Genomic DNA, 16677 nt, shown 5'->3' with positions numbered 1-16677 from the left:
AGCATGCGGTTCATACCCGCAGTGTCCGGAGTTCAAATCTCTGTGCCGCCACCATGAAGATGGAAGCCCTCGCGCCAAAAGGCGCGGGGGCTTTTTGTGTTTCGGATGGTCGTTTAGAACTTTACTTCGGGCACGGAATCCGCGCCTTCTTTCGCTTTGAACTGGGGCTTTGCCGTCATGCCCATGAAGCCGGCGAAGAATACGCCGGGGAAGGTCGAGATGCGCACGTTGTATTGGCGTACCGCTTCATTGTAATCGCGCCGCGCGACGGCAATGCGGTTCTCTGAGCCGGAAAGCTCGCGCATGAGTTCGAGGTACTGCGTGTTTGCTTTAAGGTCGGGATACGCTTCGGCGATGGCGAAGAGACGGCCGAGTGCGCCGGAAAGCTCTGCGTTTGCCGCATCCATCTGCTCGACGCCCTGCGCGCCTGCGAGTTTGGCGCGCGCATTGACAACTCCTTCGATGACAGCCTTCTCGTGTACGTCATATCCCTTGACCGTGTTCACGAGGTTTGGGATGAGGTCGCTGCGCCGCTGCATTTGGTTCTCGACCTGTCCGTACGCTGCGTCAACGCTGATTTCAGCTTCCTTCAGCCCGTTGTAAAGGGAGAAGACTCCGCCGAGGATGAAGATAATGACGACGATGACAGCGCCGAGCGCGATCAGTCCTTTGTTCATGTTGAAAACTCCTTTCTGTTTCTGCCGATGGAATGACTGAGCAAATATAGAATGGTTTACCATGAGGCCCCAAGAGGTCAAGCCGAAGGTGCAGACCGATTGGCTAGGCTTCTGTAAGGGCGGCGCACAATGTCCACGAAGTGGACGTTTGTGCGTGTAGTTTACCAGCCGTCTGATGCGCCGCCGCCGCCGGAAGAGCCGCCGCCGTAGCTGCCGCCGGAAGAACCGCCGCCGGAAGAGCCGCCGCTGTAGCCGCTGCGCGAGGAGCCGCCGCTGCCGGGGCCGAGCGCTTGGTTGAGAATGCCGAGAAGCCAGTTCAGGATGACGCCGAGTAGGATCATGCCGATGATGGCGAGGAAGAAGATGAGGACATTCATCAGGATGCTCGGTTCTTCTTCTTCATTCGTGGACGCTGCTTTAAGCGGCTCGCTCACATCAGCGCCCGGTGCGACGCCTGCGGCGCGGTAGGCATAGGCGGCGAGTTTTTGATAGGCATTGAGCACGCCCTCGGAGTACTTCTCATCGCGGAAGTACGGCTTCATCTTGTCGAGGATTTCGCCTGCCTTGCCGTCCGTGATTTCTCCCTCAAGACCGTAGCCGACTTCGATGCGGAATTTGCGGTCGTCCTTGGCGATGAGCAGGAGGACGCCGTTGCTTTGCTTCGCATCGCCGATGCCCCAGCTGCGGAAGAGTTTGTTTGCGTATGATTCGATGTCGGCGCCGTCCAAGGTGTTGACGGTGACGACGACGATTTCCGCCTTCGTCTTTTCGCGCAGCTCTTCGCCGATTTTCTTGATCTGTGCGCGATTCTCTGCCGAAACGATGCCTGCTGTGTCGACGACATATTCGCGCTGCTGAGGTTTCGGCGGTACAGCAGCGTCCGCCGATGGCGCGGCGAGTATGAAGATGCTGAACAGGATGAAGAGGAGAGCGCAGAGATGCTGCCGTGCATGGTGTGTGTTCATTTGCTGCACATCCTTTCGTTGGTGGCGCTTTCTCAAAGACGGGAAAGCAAATGGAATGTTGGAAAAATACAATGGTGCATTGGTACGAATCAGCGCATTTATTATAGCATAAAGAAAAAAAGCCCGTAAATCAGACGGACTTCTTAATCGTGGATTGGCTTCAAGCAAAATGGCATAAAAAAGCGACCCTTGGGGAAAGGGCCGCTTTCAGGGAGTGGTCGGGGATTGGGGAAATCCCCTCTGGATAGTGGTTATGGGGTTGAGAAGGTTTCTCTGGGGCGGTTCAAGATCCCCGCCCCAGGGGGATTTTTCTTATTTATCGCCGAAGTAGCGGTCGAAGAGCCCCTTGAAGCCACGACCGTGGCGTGCCTCGTCTTTGCACATCTCGTGCACGGTGTCGTGAATGGCGTCGAGGTTCAGCTTCTTCGCGAGCGTTGCGAGCTCCTTCTTGCCTGCGCAGGCTCCGTGCTCGGCGTCGACGCGCATTTTGAGGTTCTCCTTCGTGCTCGTCGTCAAGACTTCGCCGAGAAGTTCCGCGAACTTTGCTGCATGTTCAGCTTCCTCGAAAGCATAGCGTTTGAAAGCCTCGGCGATCTCGGGATAGCCTTCGCGATCCGCCTGTCGGCTCATCGCGAGGTACATGCCGACTTCGGAACACTCGCCCGTGAAGTTCATGCGCAGGCCTTCGATGACCTTTTCATCCGCGCCCTTGGCGGCGCCGACATGATGCTCATCCGCATACTGCATGTCACCCGTCTGCTCGATGAACTTGGAAGCGGGAGCATGACAGATCGGACACTCTGCCGGAGCCTGATCGCCCTCGTGAACATAACCGCAGACTGTGCAAACAAACTTTTTCATATTACATGTCCTCCTCAAATATGGTCGATGTGAATTTTCTTGATTGTGGCGAGCGCCTTATTGTGCAGAGGTTGTACTTCCCTCTAGTGCTTGCCGCTCGCTGTGCCTTTATTATAGGTGTACTGTCCTAAAAAGAAAATGTGGAAAAATAGCGGAATAATAAAAATATATCCATGAATCAAAGAATAGCTCTGTAATACTACTTTTTGCGTAATTTTCTAAAATAAATATTATCGGATAGTTATTATTGATAAGGAGTATCGCTATATCTTTGCAGGATGATTTCAAAAAGCGGCAGGCTTGTGGTATGATGATAGGCAAAAGAAGTTTACAGAAGCGCTGCGGGGGAGAAGTTTGGTACGAGCGGCGTTTTTTGAGAGAGGTGTGTAAAAGATGTTTACGGTAAAAACCGTTTCTCCCGAAGAGACGGCGGCGCTTGCCGAGCGTATCGGAACGATCTGTCCGGCAGGGGCGGTCTTTGCGCTCGCCGGCGATCTCGGCGCGGGAAAGACGCTTTTCGTGCAGGGATTGGCGCGCGGTTTGGATTTTTCGGGTGAGGTGACGAGTCCGACGTTTAACTTGATGAATATATATGAAGGCAGGATGCGTTTGACGCACTTTGACGTCTATCGCTTGACACGCGCGGGAGAGCTGGACGGCATCGGTTTCTATGAATATGCGGACGATCCTGAGGGCGTCGTTGTCATTGAGTGGTTCGACAAGTTTACGGAGGAGATGCCCGAAGATTATGTGCGTGTGATGATCGAGCGCGTATCGCCGTCCGCAGCAGGGGAAGAGAATCGCCGTTGTATGCGGTTTTCGCTCGTGGGAACGAGGCTCTGTGGCTTTTTTGAGGAGATGAAGCATGTTGTCAATTCTGGCGATTGATACGGCAAGTTCGACGTCGAGCGTCGCTGTGGCGCATGAGGGGAAGCTCTTGGCGGAAGTGACGGTCGAGGCGGGGCATACACATTCGGAGACGCTTCTTTCGCATATCGAAGGTGCGCTCGCTTTTTCGGGCGTCGAGAAGTCGGCGCTTTGCGGCGTTGCCGTGAGCATCGGTCCCGGCTCTTTCACGGGGCTTCGCATCGGTCTTGCTACGGCGAAAGCACTGGCTTATGGCTTGGGTATACCGCTCGTCGGGGTATCGACTTTGGCGGCGTTTGCGCTCGCTTTTCCCGTGCCGGGCGTCTATACGCTCGCGCTGATGGATGCGCAGAAGGGCAACGCTTATGCGGGACTGTACGAGTGGCGAGGGGATGGCTTGCATGAGGTGCGTCCCGTGCATGTCGCGCCGCTTGCCGAGGCGATTGCTGCGGCGGCTGCTATGGGGCGGCAGGTCCTCATAACGGGTGAGCTTGTGCAGAAGAAGCGGGATCGCCTGGGCGATCTGCCTGAAAATGTCACGCTCGCGCCCGCGCACCTTCTGGCGGCGCGCGCCTCGCATGTTGCGCGACTCGGTCTTTCGCGGCTGACATTGGGGGAGAGCGACGATTTGATGACGCTTGAGCCGTTCTATATCCGACGCTCGGAAGCGGAGGTGCTCTGGGAGAAGCGTCACGGGCGTGAAAAGGGGGACGCTCCATGCTGACGTTCCGCAAGATGCTGCCGACGGACGCTGCAGCCGTGGAAAAGGTGGAACGCGCGTGCTTTTCTATGCCGTGGTCACGCGAGTCTTTCTGGGAAGAGGCGGCGCAAGAGGCGGCGTATTATTTGCTGGCGTCGGCGGATGAAGAGGTCGTCGGTTATGTCGGCGTTTGGCTGCTCGGCGACGAGGGGCATATCACGAATGTTGCCGTCGCGCCTGAGATGCGTCGGTGCGGCGTGGGGACAGCGCTTCTTCTTGCACTCATGCGGATCGCATACGGGCGCGGCGTACGCAGCATGACGCTTGAAGTGCGTCCGTCGAACGAAGCTGCGCTTGCGCTCTATCGAAAGTTCGGCTTTCGAAGTGTCGGTAGGAGACCGCACTACTACACGGACAATGATGAGGATGCGGAGATCCTTTGGAATACGGACATCGAAGCGACGCTTGGTGCGGCGGGCGGAAAGGGAGACGAGGCGCATGGATAAGAATATTTTGACGCTCGCCATCGAGACGAGCTGCGACGAGACGTCTGCCGCCGTATTGCGCGGCGGGCGCGAGGTCTTGTCGAACATCATTTCGACGCAGATTCCCGTGCATCAAAAGTATGGCGGCGTTGTGCCGGAGATCGCCTCGCGCTGTCATATCGTGAACATTGTACCTGTCATCGATGAGGCGTTGGAAAAAGCGGGCGTCGGGAAAGAAGCGATCGGGCAGATCGCCGTCACCTATGGACCGGGGCTTGTCGGTGCGCTGCTCGTCGGCGTCGCCGCCGCCAAGGGGCTTGCCTTTTCGCTCGGCGTGCCGCTCATCGGCGTGAATCATCTCGAAGGCCATATCTTCGCGAACTTCTTGCGTGCGCCGAAGCTGGAACCGCCGTTCGTGGCTCTCGTGGCTTCGGGCGGACATACGGCGCTCGTCCATGTCGCGAATTATAACCGCTTCACTTTGCTCGGGCAGACGCGCGACGACGCGGCGGGCGAGGCGTTTGACAAGGTGGCGCGCGTGCTCGGGCTGCCGTATCCGGGCGGTCCTGAGATCGACCGCCTCGCGCGAGCCGGCGACGCTTCCGCCATCGAATTTCCGCGCGCATTGGAAGCGGAAGGCAACTATGAATTCAGTTTCAGCGGCTTGAAGTCTGCCGTCTTGAACTATTTGAATTCGATGAAGCTCAAGAAAATCGAGGTCAATGCCGCCGACGTTGCGGCGTCGTTTCAGAGCGCCGTCGTTGAAACGCTCGTGCAGAAGTCGCTGGCGGCTCTGCGTGAAACGGGGCTTAAGACGCTGGTGCTGGCGGGCGGCGTCGCGGCGAATAGCTCGCTCGAAGGGCGGCTTCGCCAAGCAGCGGCAAAAAACGGCGTCGAATTCTACTATCCGGGACGTATGCTCTGTACGGACAATGCAGCGATGATTGGCTGCCGCGCCTACTATCAAGCCTTGGCGGGCGGTTATGCCGACCTGCGTTTGAATGCCGTGCCGGGGCTTTCGCTCCGTGATGTAGGCGGGGCGTGATGGGGGCTTTTTCCGCGCGTTCTCTTGCGGCGGCGGCGCGAGAGAACGCGCCGCTCTCAGCGGTGCAGGCGGAGCTTCTGCATTGCGTCGGGCGTGCACTGCCTTTTATCGCAGATCTTCTCGGTGCGCAGCTGACACTTTATTTGCCTGCACGGGAGAAGGGGCGCTTCTTCGTCGCTGCGAGTCTTCTGCCGCATACCGCTGCTTTTTCAAAAGAAGCGTCGTTTCCTGCTGTGGGGGCGTCTGTCGTGTGTACGGAGGAGCCGCTGGTGTATGCGGCGCTGCAAAGGGGCGGGCTGCATCGCGGCAAGCGTGAGGTCGGCTTTGGCGAGAGCCTTGAGATGCTTGCGTTCGCCGTTATGGACGGCGCGGTTCCCCTCGCTGTCGTCGCCCTTGTGCTTGATGACGAGGGATTGACGCAGACGGCGCTTGATGATTTGGCGAAAACGGCGATGGACGTTGTGCAGCAAGCGAAAAAACCGCTTGCCGACCATGCGCTTCGTCCGCTTGCGCCCGGCACGGCGATCCTCATCACCGACCGTTTTCGCCGCATCGTCTTTGCCAATGCGGCGGCGCTTCACCTATACCGTATGCTTGGCGTCGGCAGTCTCGTCGGTGTGCAGATCTTTGACCGTCGCCTCTATGCACAGGTTACGCGCGAGAGTATGCGTGCAGGTGCGCCGCAGGAAAAGGAGGTCGAAGCCGGCGGACGCACGCTCTTGGTGCGCGATGTGGCGATCGTCGAGGGCGGGGCGGAGATCCGGCGCATTCGTCTCTTGCAGGATGTGACGGAACTGCGCGAGAAGGAGCGCGAGATCCGTGTGCAGGCGGCGATTATTCAGGAGATTCACCACCGCGTCAAGAACAGTCTGCAAACCGTCGCGGGACTTCTTCGTATGCAGGCGCGGCGAAGCGGCTCGGCAGAGGTCAAGGATGCGCTCAAGGAGAGCATCGGACGCATCCTCGCCATTGCGGGCGCACATGAGATGCTGTCGGTGAACGGCGCTGGGAGTTTTGCCGTACAGAAGGCGGCGAAGCGGGTGCTCGCACTCGTGCGACGGACCGTCGTGCCTGCGGACTTCGTAATTTCCGAAGTGTTCGAGGGCGAGGAAATCACCCTGCCCATCGCGCGTGCGGCGAATCTGGCGCTCGTCATGAATGAGATCTTCCAAAACGCCTTGGAACATGGCTTCAAAGATCGCAGAAGCGGCACGATCGGGCTGCGCACGAGCCGCCGGACGGGCGTTTTCTGTCTTGATTTCTACGACGATGGCTGCGGTATGCCCGAGGGATTTGCGCCGGAAAAGAGCCAGCGGCTTGGTCTTGCTATCCTGCGCACGATTGTGGAGAGTGAGCTTGGCGGCAGCCTGCGCATCGAGAGCTGCTCGGATGCGCAGGCGCACGGTACGCATGTGATCTTGGAGATTCCGTGGGAGGAGGGTTTGGATGAGCCGTAAGAAGCTGCGCTTCGTCATCGCGGATGACGAGCCTTTGATTCGTATGGATCTTCGCGAGATGCTTGAAGAAGCAGGGCATACGGTCGTCGGCGAAGCGGCGGACGGCAGACGTGCCGTCGCGCTTTGCCGTGAACTGCGCCCGGACGTTGCTCTGCTCGACGTGAAGATGCCCGACGTCGACGGCGTCGCCGCCGCGCGCGTCATCGTGCGCGAAAAGCTCGCGGTCGTGCTGCTTCTCACGGCGTTTTCCGATGCCGCGACCGTGCGGCGTGCAAGTGAAGCCGGCGTCGGCGGCTATCTTGTGAAGCCCATCGAAGAGACGCAGCTTTTTCCTGCCGTTGAGATCGCGTGCGCCCGGCTCAAAGAGCTTCGTGCCGTGGAAGAAGAGCTTGGCGGACTCAAGACGACGCTCGCAGGACGAAAACTCATCGAACGCGCCAAGGGGGTGCTGATGGATCGCTGCGGCATCCGAGAAGAAGAAGCCTTTCAGCGTATGCGGCGCTTTAGCATGGAGCGCCGCCGCTCCATGACGGATGTCGCAAGAAGCATCCTGCAGGCGGAAGAAAAGCGTAGGGAGCCGTGTAATTCCTAGGAAATCTCTTTGTTATTATCCAAAAAATAGTAAAATAATTTCAGTTGCACTTTTTGTTTGAATCTGTTAGAATGATTGAGCAAGCGCAGGTTTGGACAAAATCGTCGGCGCGGGCAGCGCCGGAAGGGCGCTTTCACATGTTACCAGCAAGGGAGATATTTCATGGAGTTCCAGGACAGGACATTGGTTTGCAAGGATTGTGGCAAGGAGTTCACGTTCACCGCAGGTGAGCAGGAGTTCTACAAGGAGAAGGGGTTTGAGAATGATCCGGTTCGCTGCCGTGACTGCCGCGGCAAGAGACGCCGCAGCCACGAGGGCGACGGCGGTGAGCGCACGATGTTCCCGGTGACTTGCGCCGCCTGCGGCAAGGAGACGGAAGTGCCGTTCGAGCCGAAGGATGATCGCCCGGTCTACTGCCGCGATTGCTTCTCTGCCAGAAGGGGCAGATAAGCTGGATCTTTGCAGACGTTTGCCTGGAGGAAACAGCGGGATGGCTTCCGATAAGCAAACCAAGTCGCAGAGCATATAGAAGAATCTCCTCTTGTTTTCATGCCAGGCTAGTAAGGACGGCAGAAAACGAGAGGAGATTCTTTTTTATGGAAAAATGGTGTGTGATTTATTCGTCGCTTACGGGCAATACGAAGCGCGTCGCTGAGGCGATGGCAGAGGAGGCGGAAGCCGACCTCTTTTCGGTGGACGAGGCTCCCCTCGATCTTTCCGCTTATGCCGTCGTGGCGCTTGGCTATTGGCTGCGCCGCGGTGCGCCCGATCCCAAAATGCTCGCGCTCTTGCCGAGGATTGAGGAGATCGATGTCGTGCTGTTCCAGACGCACGGCACGGATCCGGGCAGCGAGCACGCTGTCACAGCCTTTGCACGCGCAGGATATGCGCTCGGCAAAGGCTGCTATATTGCCGGCACGTTCGCCTGCCAAGGCAGGATCCACCCGAAGATCGTCGAAAAGCGCAAGAAAGAAGCTGCCGCAGACGATGATCCGCACGCGGGAAAGAAAGCGCAGGCGCGTTGGCAGAGAGCCGCAAGCCACCCCGACGAGGAGGATTTGCAAAAGGCGCGTGCATTTATGCGCCTGATGCAGGAGAAGCGGCTGAAGCGCGTGGCGCGGCTGGAAGCGGGGAAGTAGCGAGCGGCGCTCTTTGTATTCTGCCTTGTCGAAAAAATATTCTTTGTAGTATAATCAAGGCGAGGAGATGAACGGCGTGATGAAAACGGTGAACCGGACGTATAAGGATTCGCTTTTTCGCGACATATTTCATGATGAAGTGCGCTTAGCAGAACTTTCCACAGGTCTGCTTGGCGAATCTGTAGATTCATCCGATATACAGCTGACAACATTGGATTGGACATTTTTCACGGGAATCCGCAACGATGTAGGTTTCCTCGTGAAAGATTGCCACATCGTTCTTTTGGAGCATCAAAGCACGCTGAACAAGAATATGCCTCTGCGCCTGCTCATGTATATCGCTGAACTTTATCGTCAATATATTGATGATGACGCCGTCTATAGATTGGCTCGCATTCCGCTGCCTGCGCCGAGATTCTATGTGCTGTATAATGGCGAGGAAGAAATGCCTGGTAGATGGACGCAGCACCTTTCCGATGCTTTTGGTGGGAGACTCGGCGACATAGAGCTTACGGTCGAGGTCATCAACATCAATGAGGCGAAAGGCGATGCTATTCTTACCAAGAGCCGCGCATTGAAAGCGTACAGTGCATTTGTCGCCAAGGCGCGTCAGCTTGTTAAAGATGGCGCGAGCCTTGAAACGGCAGTACGGCAAGGCATCCGATTTTGTCTGGAGAATAATTATTTAGAGGAGTATTTCAGGAAAAAACAGACGGAGGAGGTTTTTGACATGCTGAATTTCGTTTGGGATCAGGAACGCGCTCTGAAGGTTCGTGCAGAAGAAGCGGCAGAGGAAGCAGCGGCGAAAGCGGCGGCGAAAGCGTTGGAACAAGGTATGGAAAAAGGTATGGAACAAGGCATGGAAAAAGGCAAAGAGAGCGAACGGGTTTTTTCCATTCGCAGCCTTATGGCGAATCTGCAGTTTACGGCGGAAAAAGCTATGGACGCTCTTTCCATTCCGAAAGCGGAACAGGCTCGCTACAAAACGATGCTGTGAGGCTGGCTGATGAGTCTTGTGATGAAAATTGATTTTTACGGAGGCGATGGCTGATGGAGAGGAAGATCCTCTTGAATCCGGGACCGGCAACGACGACGGATACGGTGAAGATGGCGCAGGTCGTGCCCGATATTTGCCCGCGCGAAGAGGCGTTCGGTGCCGTCATGCGCGAGGTGGCGGCGGATTTGCTGCGGGTTGTGCATGCCTCAACGGAGCGCTTTTCGTGTGTGCTTTTTTGCGGCTCGGGCACGCTCAATATGGATGTTTGCCTGAACTCGCTCCTGCCTGCGGGGAAGAAAGCGCTCATCGTCAACAACGGCGCGTATTCGTCGCGTGCCGTTGCTATCTGCCGCGCGTATGGGCTTTCGCATATCGACCTGCGCTCTTCCGTGGAAGATGTGCCCGACCTTAAGACGGTCGAGCGCACGCTCGCGGCGGATCCCGACATTGCGCTCGTCTATACGACGCATCACGAGACTGGCACGGGCGTATTGAATCCCATCCGTGAGATCGGTGCGCTCGCACATGCGCATGGCGCAGCATTTGTCGTCGATACGACATCGACGTATGCGATGCTGCCCTTTTCCTTGGAAGAGTGCAATATCGACTTCTGCATGGCGTCGGCGCAGAAGGGTATACAGGCGATGACGGGGCTTTCGTTCATCATTGGCCGCACGGCGCTCATCGAGGCGTCGAAGGACTATCCTGTGCGCTCGTATTACTGCAATCTCTATCAACAGTACGCCTACTTCAAGAAGACGGGGCAGATGCAGTTCACGCCGCCCGTACAGACGATCTATGCGGCAAAGCAGGCGCTCAAGGAGTATTTTGATGAAGGAGAAGCAGCGAAAGCGGCGCGTCATGCACGCACAGCGGCGGCGATTCATCGCGGGCTTGCGGCGCTGGGGCTGAAAGAAGCGATCCGCCCGGAGATTCAGTCGGGGCTTGTTGTCTCCGTGCTTTATCCCGACGATGCGCGCTGGAATTTTGATCGTGTGCACGACGATTGCTATGCGCACGGTTTCACGATCTATCCGGGCAAGATGCAGGAAAAGGGCACGTTTCGTCTGTGTGCGCTCGGCGCGATCGATGAGACGGACATCGAGGCGTTTTTCCGTGTGTTAGGGGAAGCTCTTGCCGCGCTGGGCATGGAGACGCCAAAAGGATGATGAAGGGACATGGGATGGATGGAAAGGACATGAGTCGCTGGCAGGAAATTTGGAACAAGAGAAATGTTCAGCTTGCAGGAATAGATCGCGCGGACAAGCGGGAGATGTTTATGGAGCTTAAGCGCATCAACGGCTATGATGTTGTGGCTGGCGGCATTCCGTACGAGGCGTTGGCGAAACAGTATGAAGAAACCAAGGCGGCGCTTCGCCTGCCTGAGAAGGGAAGCGTTTTCGAGGTCGGCTGCGGTGCGGGAGCCAATCTTTTGTTGTTTCAGCAGGACGGTTATTCTGTCGGCGGCATAGACTATTCGGAAAGGCTGGTTTCTGTTTTGACAAATGTCCTCTGCGGGGGGGCACTGAGGGAAGCCGTCTGTGCAGAAGCGAGGCAGCTGCCGCAGGAGGAGAAGTATGATGCGGTGTTTTCATCGGGTGTCTTTCACTACTTCGCCGATAAGTCGTATGCACAAGAGGTCATGGAAGGAATGGTCGAAAAATCGCGCGGCAGTATCGCCGTCCTCGAAGTGCATGACGCTGAGAAGCAGGACGATTTCTTCGCGTTGCGCCGGCAGATCGATCCTGACTATGACGTGCATTATCAAGGACTGGACAAACTTTTTTATGAGAAGCGTTTCTTTGAAAAATTTGCAGAGAAGCACGATCTTCGGGTTTCCTTCGAGCCGGTACGGATGGAAGGCTATTGGAATGCGCCCTTTCTGTATTCCGTATTTTTTTCTCGCGAGGAAACGCCGAAAGAATGAACGACAGGCAGAAGGAGGATTTTCATGCAGGCGACGGAGTTCTTGGAAATCACGGGCGCGGATTTTTTCGTTGGCGTGCCCGACTCACAGCTGCGCGCGCTTTGCGACGCCTTGATCGAGGAATACGGCAGCGAGGCGCCGCACGTCATCGCGGCGAACGAAGGCACGGCGGCGGGCATCGCGGCGGGGCATTACCTTGCGACGGGACGCTCGCCGCTCGTCTATTTGCAGAACAGCGGTGAGGGAAACATCGTCAACGCGCTCGCATCGCTGCTGCATGAGAAAGCATACGGCATCCCGCTGATCTTCGTCATCGGCTGGCGCGGTGAGCCGATGGTGAAGGATGAGCCGCAGCACGCTTATCAGGGCGAGGTGACGCTTCCTCTGCTTGATCTTATGCAGGTCGAGCATTTTGTGCTTTCCAAGGAAACGCAGAGCGAAGAAGTAAGAGAGGCGATGGCGCATTTCCGCCCCTTGCTGGAGGCGGGGCGCTCGGTCGCCTTCGTCGTTCGGAAGGGGGCGCTCACGCACGATACGAAGGTCACTTACAAGAATAGCTATGTGCTGCGCCGCGAGGAGGCGATTCAAACGATCCTCGAAGCCGCCGGTGCGGATGATGTGTTTGTTTCGACAACGGGCAAGGCGAGCCGTGAGCTTTTTGAGCTTAGGGAGGCGCGGGGCGAGGGACACGCGCGGGATTTCCTGACGATTGGCTCGATGGGGCACAGCTCTTCGATCGCGCTCGGTATCGCACTTGAAAAAAAGGAGCGGCGCACATGGTGTCTCGACGGCGACGGCGCTTTTCTCATGCACATGGGGGCGGCTGCCGTCATCGCTGCAGCGGCTCCGGCGAACTTCTGCCACATCGTTTTGAACAATGAGGCGCATGAGAGCGTCGGCGGTATGCCGACGGCGGCTTCTGTCGTTGATTTTCCGGCGCTGGCGCGGGCGCTCGGCTATGCGTCCGCGCAGCGAGTGTCGAGTCGTGCGGAGCTTGTCGCAGCCATAGCGGCGATGCGCGAGTCGTCGGGACCGCACTTTTTGGAGGTGCGCTGCGCCATCGGTTCGCGTGCCGATCTCGGTCGCCCGACGCTCTCTCCAAGTGCCAACAAGCTAGGAATGATGCGCTTTCTCGGTCGTTAATTGATAACAGATACTGCCCTGTAAACCCTTGACAAAGCGTAGTGTAATCGCTATGATAAATAAAGTGGTTGGCGTAAGAAAATACTGAAAAAAACAGGGTTTTCCGTCAACATTTTTAAGCTTTAGGAGGATGAAAGAATATGGGTACGATTTTTTCTAAGAGTGATTTCTGGATTGGTCTTGCTGTCGGTGCCGTTGCAGGCGTCTTTGGCTATCGTTTCATGCAGGAGCGCGAGCAGCAAATGCTGGCGATTCAGCAGGGCGCTCCGGCGGCGCAGGTTCCGCTTGCCGAGCTTCAGCGTCAGAAGGAAGAGCTGGAAGATCTGATTGCTGCGCAGGAAGCCGGCGCGAACCAGTAAGGAAACATAAGAGGGGCTGCGGCAGGCAAATGCTCGTATCGTCATGGCATATTGCGTGCGCAGCCCTTTTCGTGTTTTGGTGTTGATAATGCGTTGCATGGAGGATGATGTTATGGCAAAGGTTTCCTTAGGTCTGCCGCTGGCAGCGGCTGCCGTCGGTACGGTCGTGACGCTCTTTGTTCCGGCGAAGCGCCTGCATATCATCTGCGGTACGGCATGGGCGGCGCTCTCGCTCGTCCACGCTTGGCAGTATCGGAAAAAGCTCGCAAAGGATTTGTATAGAGCGCCGCTCGTATGCTGTCCGTGGCAGAGAACGCAGGGCGTTTTGCAAAGCGGACGGCAGAATGATGTGAAGCGGCATGTGCAGGCGGCACAAGGGAGGAGTTAAGTTTTTATGTCTTATATGTCTGGTTTGATGCTTGGCACAGCCATCGTCAGAGGACTCGGCAGTATGCTCTCAAGCGGCGCTTCCGCCGGCATGGGCGGCGGCATGGGCATGGGCGGCGGCATGGGCAGGAGCGCGGGAATGAGCGGGCTTTTGGGCATGGCGGCGACGGGCATGGCGTCCGGCATGGGTCGGGGCGGCATGGGCAGAAGTTCCGGCATGAGCGGATTTTTCGGCATGATGCCGACGGGCATGAGCGGTCAGGTGAGCGGCATGTTCGGTCAAGGCGCAGGCAGAGGCCGCGGCAGGAGCATGGAGCAGGAAGCGGCAGCTTTTACGTCTGCGCCGACGCCGTCTGTGCCGACCTTTGCGCTGAAAAGCTCGATCTTGGGACGCAGGCGCTACTATGCGGCGGCGCTGCAGGGCAACGAGGAGCTGGCGAAACTTTTGGAGAAGAATCTCAGCCGCATCGCGTTCATCGACTCCGTTAAGGCGTCGAGTGTGACGGGAAGTCTGCTCGTATGCTACACGGGCGATGAGGACGCTGTCGACCGCTTGATGGCGGATCTCGGAAAGCGCGTATTCGGTGCGGGGGCTTTGCAATCGGGTTTTAATTTGCCGCAGGGGCTTTCTTCACTGCTTCCTGCGGACACTTTGACGTCGCCGCTTGCCGCCGTCGGCACGAGCATCTGCCGCACGGTGGGCGCTGCGAATGCCTGGCTGCGTGAAAAGACGGGCGGCTGGCTCGATTTTCCGTCGGTATTCGCCATCGGCTTCATCACGCGAGGTCTGCGCAAGATTCTGCTCTACGAGCAGAGACCTTCGGGACCGCAGATGCTTTGGTGGGCGTTCTCAATCTTGAAAGGATGGAAGATGTTATGACGTATGGGACGTGCTCGTTCCGCTTGTCGGTGGATCTTGCACAGGATAAGCGTGCGCTGCTGAGCGCACAGATCCGCAGTATAAAAGGCGTCGTCGCTGCCTCGGCAGGCGACAAGGCGCTGACGATTTGGTACAAGGAGAGTCTGCCGCTCGCCCTCGTGCGTCGCCTTGTCAAGCGCATGGAAGAGGCGTGTGCGCCGAGCGATCCCGAGCTGGATATGGCGAGTTATCGGCGGGAGGCGATCTTCTCACTCGTGAGCTTCGCGGGCATGAAAGCGCTCGAAAAGTTGGCGCCCGAAGCCTTTGCCGGCATGAAAGTGTTTCGCAGCCTCCTCGTCTTGGCGATTGCGCGCAATTTCCTCAAGAACGGCATCGTGGGCTTGGTGAAAGATCGCCGACCGAACGCCGATACGCTGACGAGTACGGCGGTCATTGCGTCCGTGCTCGCCGGCAAGCCGGAGTCGAGTCTCACGCTTTTGACGCTGTCGAACGGCGCCGAGATGCTGACGGCTTATGCGGCGGAGCGTGCAAAGAAGCAGATCTCAGGTCTTTTGAACATGAATCAGCGCTTTGTCTGGCTTATCGACGGCGGCGTAGAACGCAAGGTCGCCGTTGAGTCCGTGCAGGTCGGCGACCATATCGCGGCTCATGCGGGCGAGATGATCTGCGTTGACGGGCATGTCGTCAGAGGCAAGGCTTCCGTGAACCAAGCCTCGATCACAGGCGAGTCGAATCCTGCGATGAAGCGCAAGAAATCGCCGGTCTATGCGGGCTCTGTCATCGAGGTAGGCGAGATTGTCATCGAGGTGGAAAAGACGGGCAAGGACACGTCGCTTGCGCATATCGTCCACCTCGTTGAAGAGGCGCAGTCGAGACGTGCGCCCGTGCAGAACTTCGCCGACAACATGGCGAATATGCTCGTGCCGATCTCCTTCCTTGGCGCGGCAATCGTCTACGGTGCGACGCGCGATTGGCAGAGGGTCTTGAATCTCCTTTTCATCGACTTCTCGTGCGGCTTGAAGCTCTCGACGGCGACGGCGATCTCCGCATCCATTGCGGCGGCGGCGAAGAAGGGCATTCTTGTCAAAGGCGGCAACTACATGGAAGCGCTCGCCGAGACCGATACCGTGGTCCTCGACAAGACGGGCACGATCACGGTCGGCATCCCGCAGATCTCCTCTATCAAGACGGCGGAGAACGTGACGGAGAAGGAAATGATCCTCTTGGCGGCGTCGGCAGAAATGCACTCCGTGCACCCCTTGGCGGTCGCCATTCAGAAGTACGTCAAGGACAACAGCTGGGAAGTGCCGCAGCATCGCTCGTCAAAGACGATCGTCGCGCGGGGTATGCAGGCGGTTGTTCCTGACTTCGACGGCTTCAAGGGCGGCGACGTACTCGTCGGCAGCTACAAGTTCATGAAGGAGCGCGGCGTGCAGGGGACGGGTGAGCTTGTCGTCGAGGATACGATGGAAAATCTCCTTTACATCGCGAGGAACGGTTCGCTCATGGGCATCATCGGCATCACCGATCCCGTGCGCCCGAAGATGAAGAAGACGCTGAACCAGATGCGTCGCTACGGCGTCGATGAGATCGTGATGCTCACAGGCGATTCAGAAAAAGTCGCCGACAACGTGGCGCGTCAGATGGACATCGACTCCTATCATGCCGAAGTCCTGCCCGAAGACAAGGCGAACTACGTCATGAAGCTCAAGGAGCGCGGCGGCAGGGTCATGATGGTCGGCGACGGCATCAACGATGCCCCCGCATTGGCGTTCGCCGATGTCGGTGTGACGCTCGGCGGCCGCCAGACGGATATTGCCGCCGAGTCGTCGGCGGTGACGATTCGCTCGGAAGATCCCGAAGGTCTTGTCGAAGCCTTGCAGCTCGGCAAGCGCACGATGGGACTGATTCATCAGAACTTCCGCGCGACGATCCTCGTCAACTCCGCCGCGATGCTCTTGGGTGCGCTCGGCAAGATCAGCCCGCTGTGGGCGGCTGTCATTCACAACACGGCGACGCTCGCCGTCGTCTTGAACAGCGCACGCATTCTCTCGGTTGGCAAAAAGCCGATGAAGCGCGTCGGCTGAAATCGCATAAGAAAACAGGACGGCTGCATTTGTATTGTGCGGCTGTCCTGTTTTTTGCAGTATGTGTCTATGCTTTATGTACATGTGGCAATTGTGAAAAGAAAAAAAT

Annotated in this window: 19 protein-coding genes; 16 read left to right on the top strand and 3 right to left on the bottom strand. The window is 57.4% G+C overall.

Translation table 11 applies throughout. The annotated features are described in order from the left end of the window. Positions 1 to 113 precede the first annotated feature (113 nt). The 3 genes from ACO5Z0_RS07420 to ACO5Z0_RS07410 form a co-directional block, all read right to left on the bottom strand. Positions 114 to 677, bottom strand: a complete 564-nt coding sequence (locus ACO5Z0_RS07420) for a LemA family protein (RefSeq protein ID WP_485649759.1) — start codon at positions 675 to 677, stop codon at positions 114 to 116. A gap of 161 nt (positions 678 to 838) precedes the next feature. Beyond that, positions 839 to 1642: a TPM domain-containing protein gene (locus ACO5Z0_RS07415; RefSeq protein ID WP_485649758.1), complete on the bottom strand. Its 804-nt coding sequence runs from the start codon at positions 1640 to 1642 to the stop codon at positions 839 to 841. Positions 1643 to 1954: 312 nt separating this feature from the next. Continuing rightward, complete coding sequence (locus ACO5Z0_RS07410) at positions 1955 to 2503, bottom strand: NADH peroxidase (RefSeq protein ID WP_442677122.1); 549 nt, start codon at positions 2501 to 2503, stop codon at positions 1955 to 1957. 393 nt (positions 2504 to 2896) lie between these two features. Between ACO5Z0_RS07410 and tsaE the strand changes: the two genes are divergently transcribed. From tsaE to ACO5Z0_RS07330, 16 genes are all read left to right on the top strand, one after another. Continuing rightward, positions 2897 to 3391 carry a tRNA (adenosine(37)-N6)-threonylcarbamoyltransferase complex ATPase subunit type 1 TsaE gene (gene tsaE, locus ACO5Z0_RS07405; protein ID WP_485649757.1) on the top strand — a complete coding sequence of 165 codons (495 nt, stop codon included), beginning with the start codon at positions 2897 to 2899 and terminating at the stop codon, positions 3389 to 3391. Continuing rightward, entirely contained in the window at positions 3372 to 4094 is a 723-nt protein-coding gene (gene tsaB, locus ACO5Z0_RS07400; RefSeq protein ID WP_485649765.1) for a tRNA (adenosine(37)-N6)-threonylcarbamoyltransferase complex dimerization subunit type 1 TsaB, read from the top strand. Before tsaE ends, tsaB begins: the two co-directional genes overlap by 20 nt. Further along, on the top strand, positions 4088 to 4576 hold the full coding sequence (gene rimI / locus ACO5Z0_RS07395) for a ribosomal protein S18-alanine N-acetyltransferase (protein WP_485649756.1): 489 nt from the start codon (positions 4088 to 4090) through the stop codon (positions 4574 to 4576). Before tsaB ends, rimI begins: the two co-directional genes overlap by 7 nt. Continuing rightward, a complete protein-coding gene (gene tsaD, locus ACO5Z0_RS07390; RefSeq protein ID WP_485649755.1) occupies positions 4569 to 5600 on the top strand; it encodes a tRNA (adenosine(37)-N6)-threonylcarbamoyltransferase complex transferase subunit TsaD in 1032 nt (343 codons plus the stop codon). Before rimI ends, tsaD begins: the two co-directional genes overlap by 8 nt. Further along, the gene (locus ACO5Z0_RS07385) at positions 5600 to 7057 is read left to right on the top strand and encodes a sensor histidine kinase (protein WP_485649754.1); all 1458 of its coding nucleotides are present in this window, start codon (positions 5600 to 5602) and stop codon (positions 7055 to 7057) included. The genes tsaD and ACO5Z0_RS07385 overlap by 1 nt, the downstream gene beginning before the upstream one ends. After that, entirely contained in the window at positions 7047 to 7649 is a 603-nt protein-coding gene (locus ACO5Z0_RS07380; RefSeq protein ID WP_485649753.1) for an ANTAR domain-containing response regulator, read from the top strand. The genes ACO5Z0_RS07385 and ACO5Z0_RS07380 overlap by 11 nt, the downstream gene beginning before the upstream one ends. A 162-nt stretch (positions 7650 to 7811) precedes the next feature. Beyond that, positions 7812 to 8099, top strand: coding sequence for a zinc-ribbon domain containing protein (locus ACO5Z0_RS07375; protein WP_442672375.1), 288 nt, complete (start codon positions 7812 to 7814; stop codon positions 8097 to 8099). Between the two features lie 146 nt (positions 8100 to 8245). After that, entirely contained in the window at positions 8246 to 8788 is a 543-nt protein-coding gene (locus ACO5Z0_RS07370) for a flavodoxin family protein (RefSeq protein ID WP_485649752.1), read from the top strand. Positions 8789 to 8867: 79 nt separating this feature from the next. After that, positions 8868 to 9785 carry an Rpn family recombination-promoting nuclease/putative transposase gene (locus tag ACO5Z0_RS07365; protein ID WP_485649751.1) on the top strand — a complete coding sequence of 306 codons (918 nt, stop codon included), beginning with the start codon at positions 8868 to 8870 and terminating at the stop codon, positions 9783 to 9785. A gap of 53 nt (positions 9786 to 9838) precedes the next feature. Next, entirely contained in the window at positions 9839 to 10954 is a 1116-nt protein-coding gene (locus ACO5Z0_RS07360) for a 2-aminoethylphosphonate aminotransferase (RefSeq protein WP_485649750.1), read from the top strand. A gap of 14 nt (positions 10955 to 10968) precedes the next feature. Continuing rightward, positions 10969 to 11712, top strand: a complete 744-nt coding sequence (locus tag ACO5Z0_RS07355) for a class I SAM-dependent methyltransferase (protein ID WP_485649749.1) — start codon at positions 10969 to 10971, stop codon at positions 11710 to 11712. Between the two features lie 24 nt (positions 11713 to 11736). Further along, positions 11737 to 12855: a phosphonopyruvate decarboxylase gene (gene aepY / locus ACO5Z0_RS07350; RefSeq protein WP_485649748.1), complete on the top strand. Its 1119-nt coding sequence runs from the start codon at positions 11737 to 11739 to the stop codon at positions 12853 to 12855. 149 nt (positions 12856 to 13004) lie between these two features. Further along, the gene (locus ACO5Z0_RS07345; RefSeq protein WP_442672398.1) at positions 13005 to 13214 is read left to right on the top strand and encodes a hypothetical protein; all 210 of its coding nucleotides are present in this window, start codon (positions 13005 to 13007) and stop codon (positions 13212 to 13214) included. A 112-nt stretch (positions 13215 to 13326) separates the two neighbouring features. After that, positions 13327 to 13602: a hypothetical protein gene (locus ACO5Z0_RS07340; RefSeq protein ID WP_442672379.1), complete on the top strand. Its 276-nt coding sequence runs from the start codon at positions 13327 to 13329 to the stop codon at positions 13600 to 13602. Positions 13603 to 13617: 15 nt separating this feature from the next. Beyond that, positions 13618 to 14481 carry an HMA2 domain-containing protein gene (locus ACO5Z0_RS07335; RefSeq protein ID WP_485649747.1) on the top strand — a complete coding sequence of 288 codons (864 nt, stop codon included), beginning with the start codon at positions 13618 to 13620 and terminating at the stop codon, positions 14479 to 14481. Then, positions 14478 to 16568 carry a heavy metal translocating P-type ATPase gene (locus ACO5Z0_RS07330; protein ID WP_485649746.1) on the top strand — a complete coding sequence of 697 codons (2091 nt, stop codon included), beginning with the start codon at positions 14478 to 14480 and terminating at the stop codon, positions 16566 to 16568. Before ACO5Z0_RS07335 ends, ACO5Z0_RS07330 begins: the two co-directional genes overlap by 4 nt. The last annotated feature ends 109 nt before the right edge of the window (positions 16569 to 16677 follow it).

This window comes from Selenomonas sp. (assembly GCF_057272215.1).
This window is presented reverse-complemented; position numbering and strand designations above follow the sequence as displayed.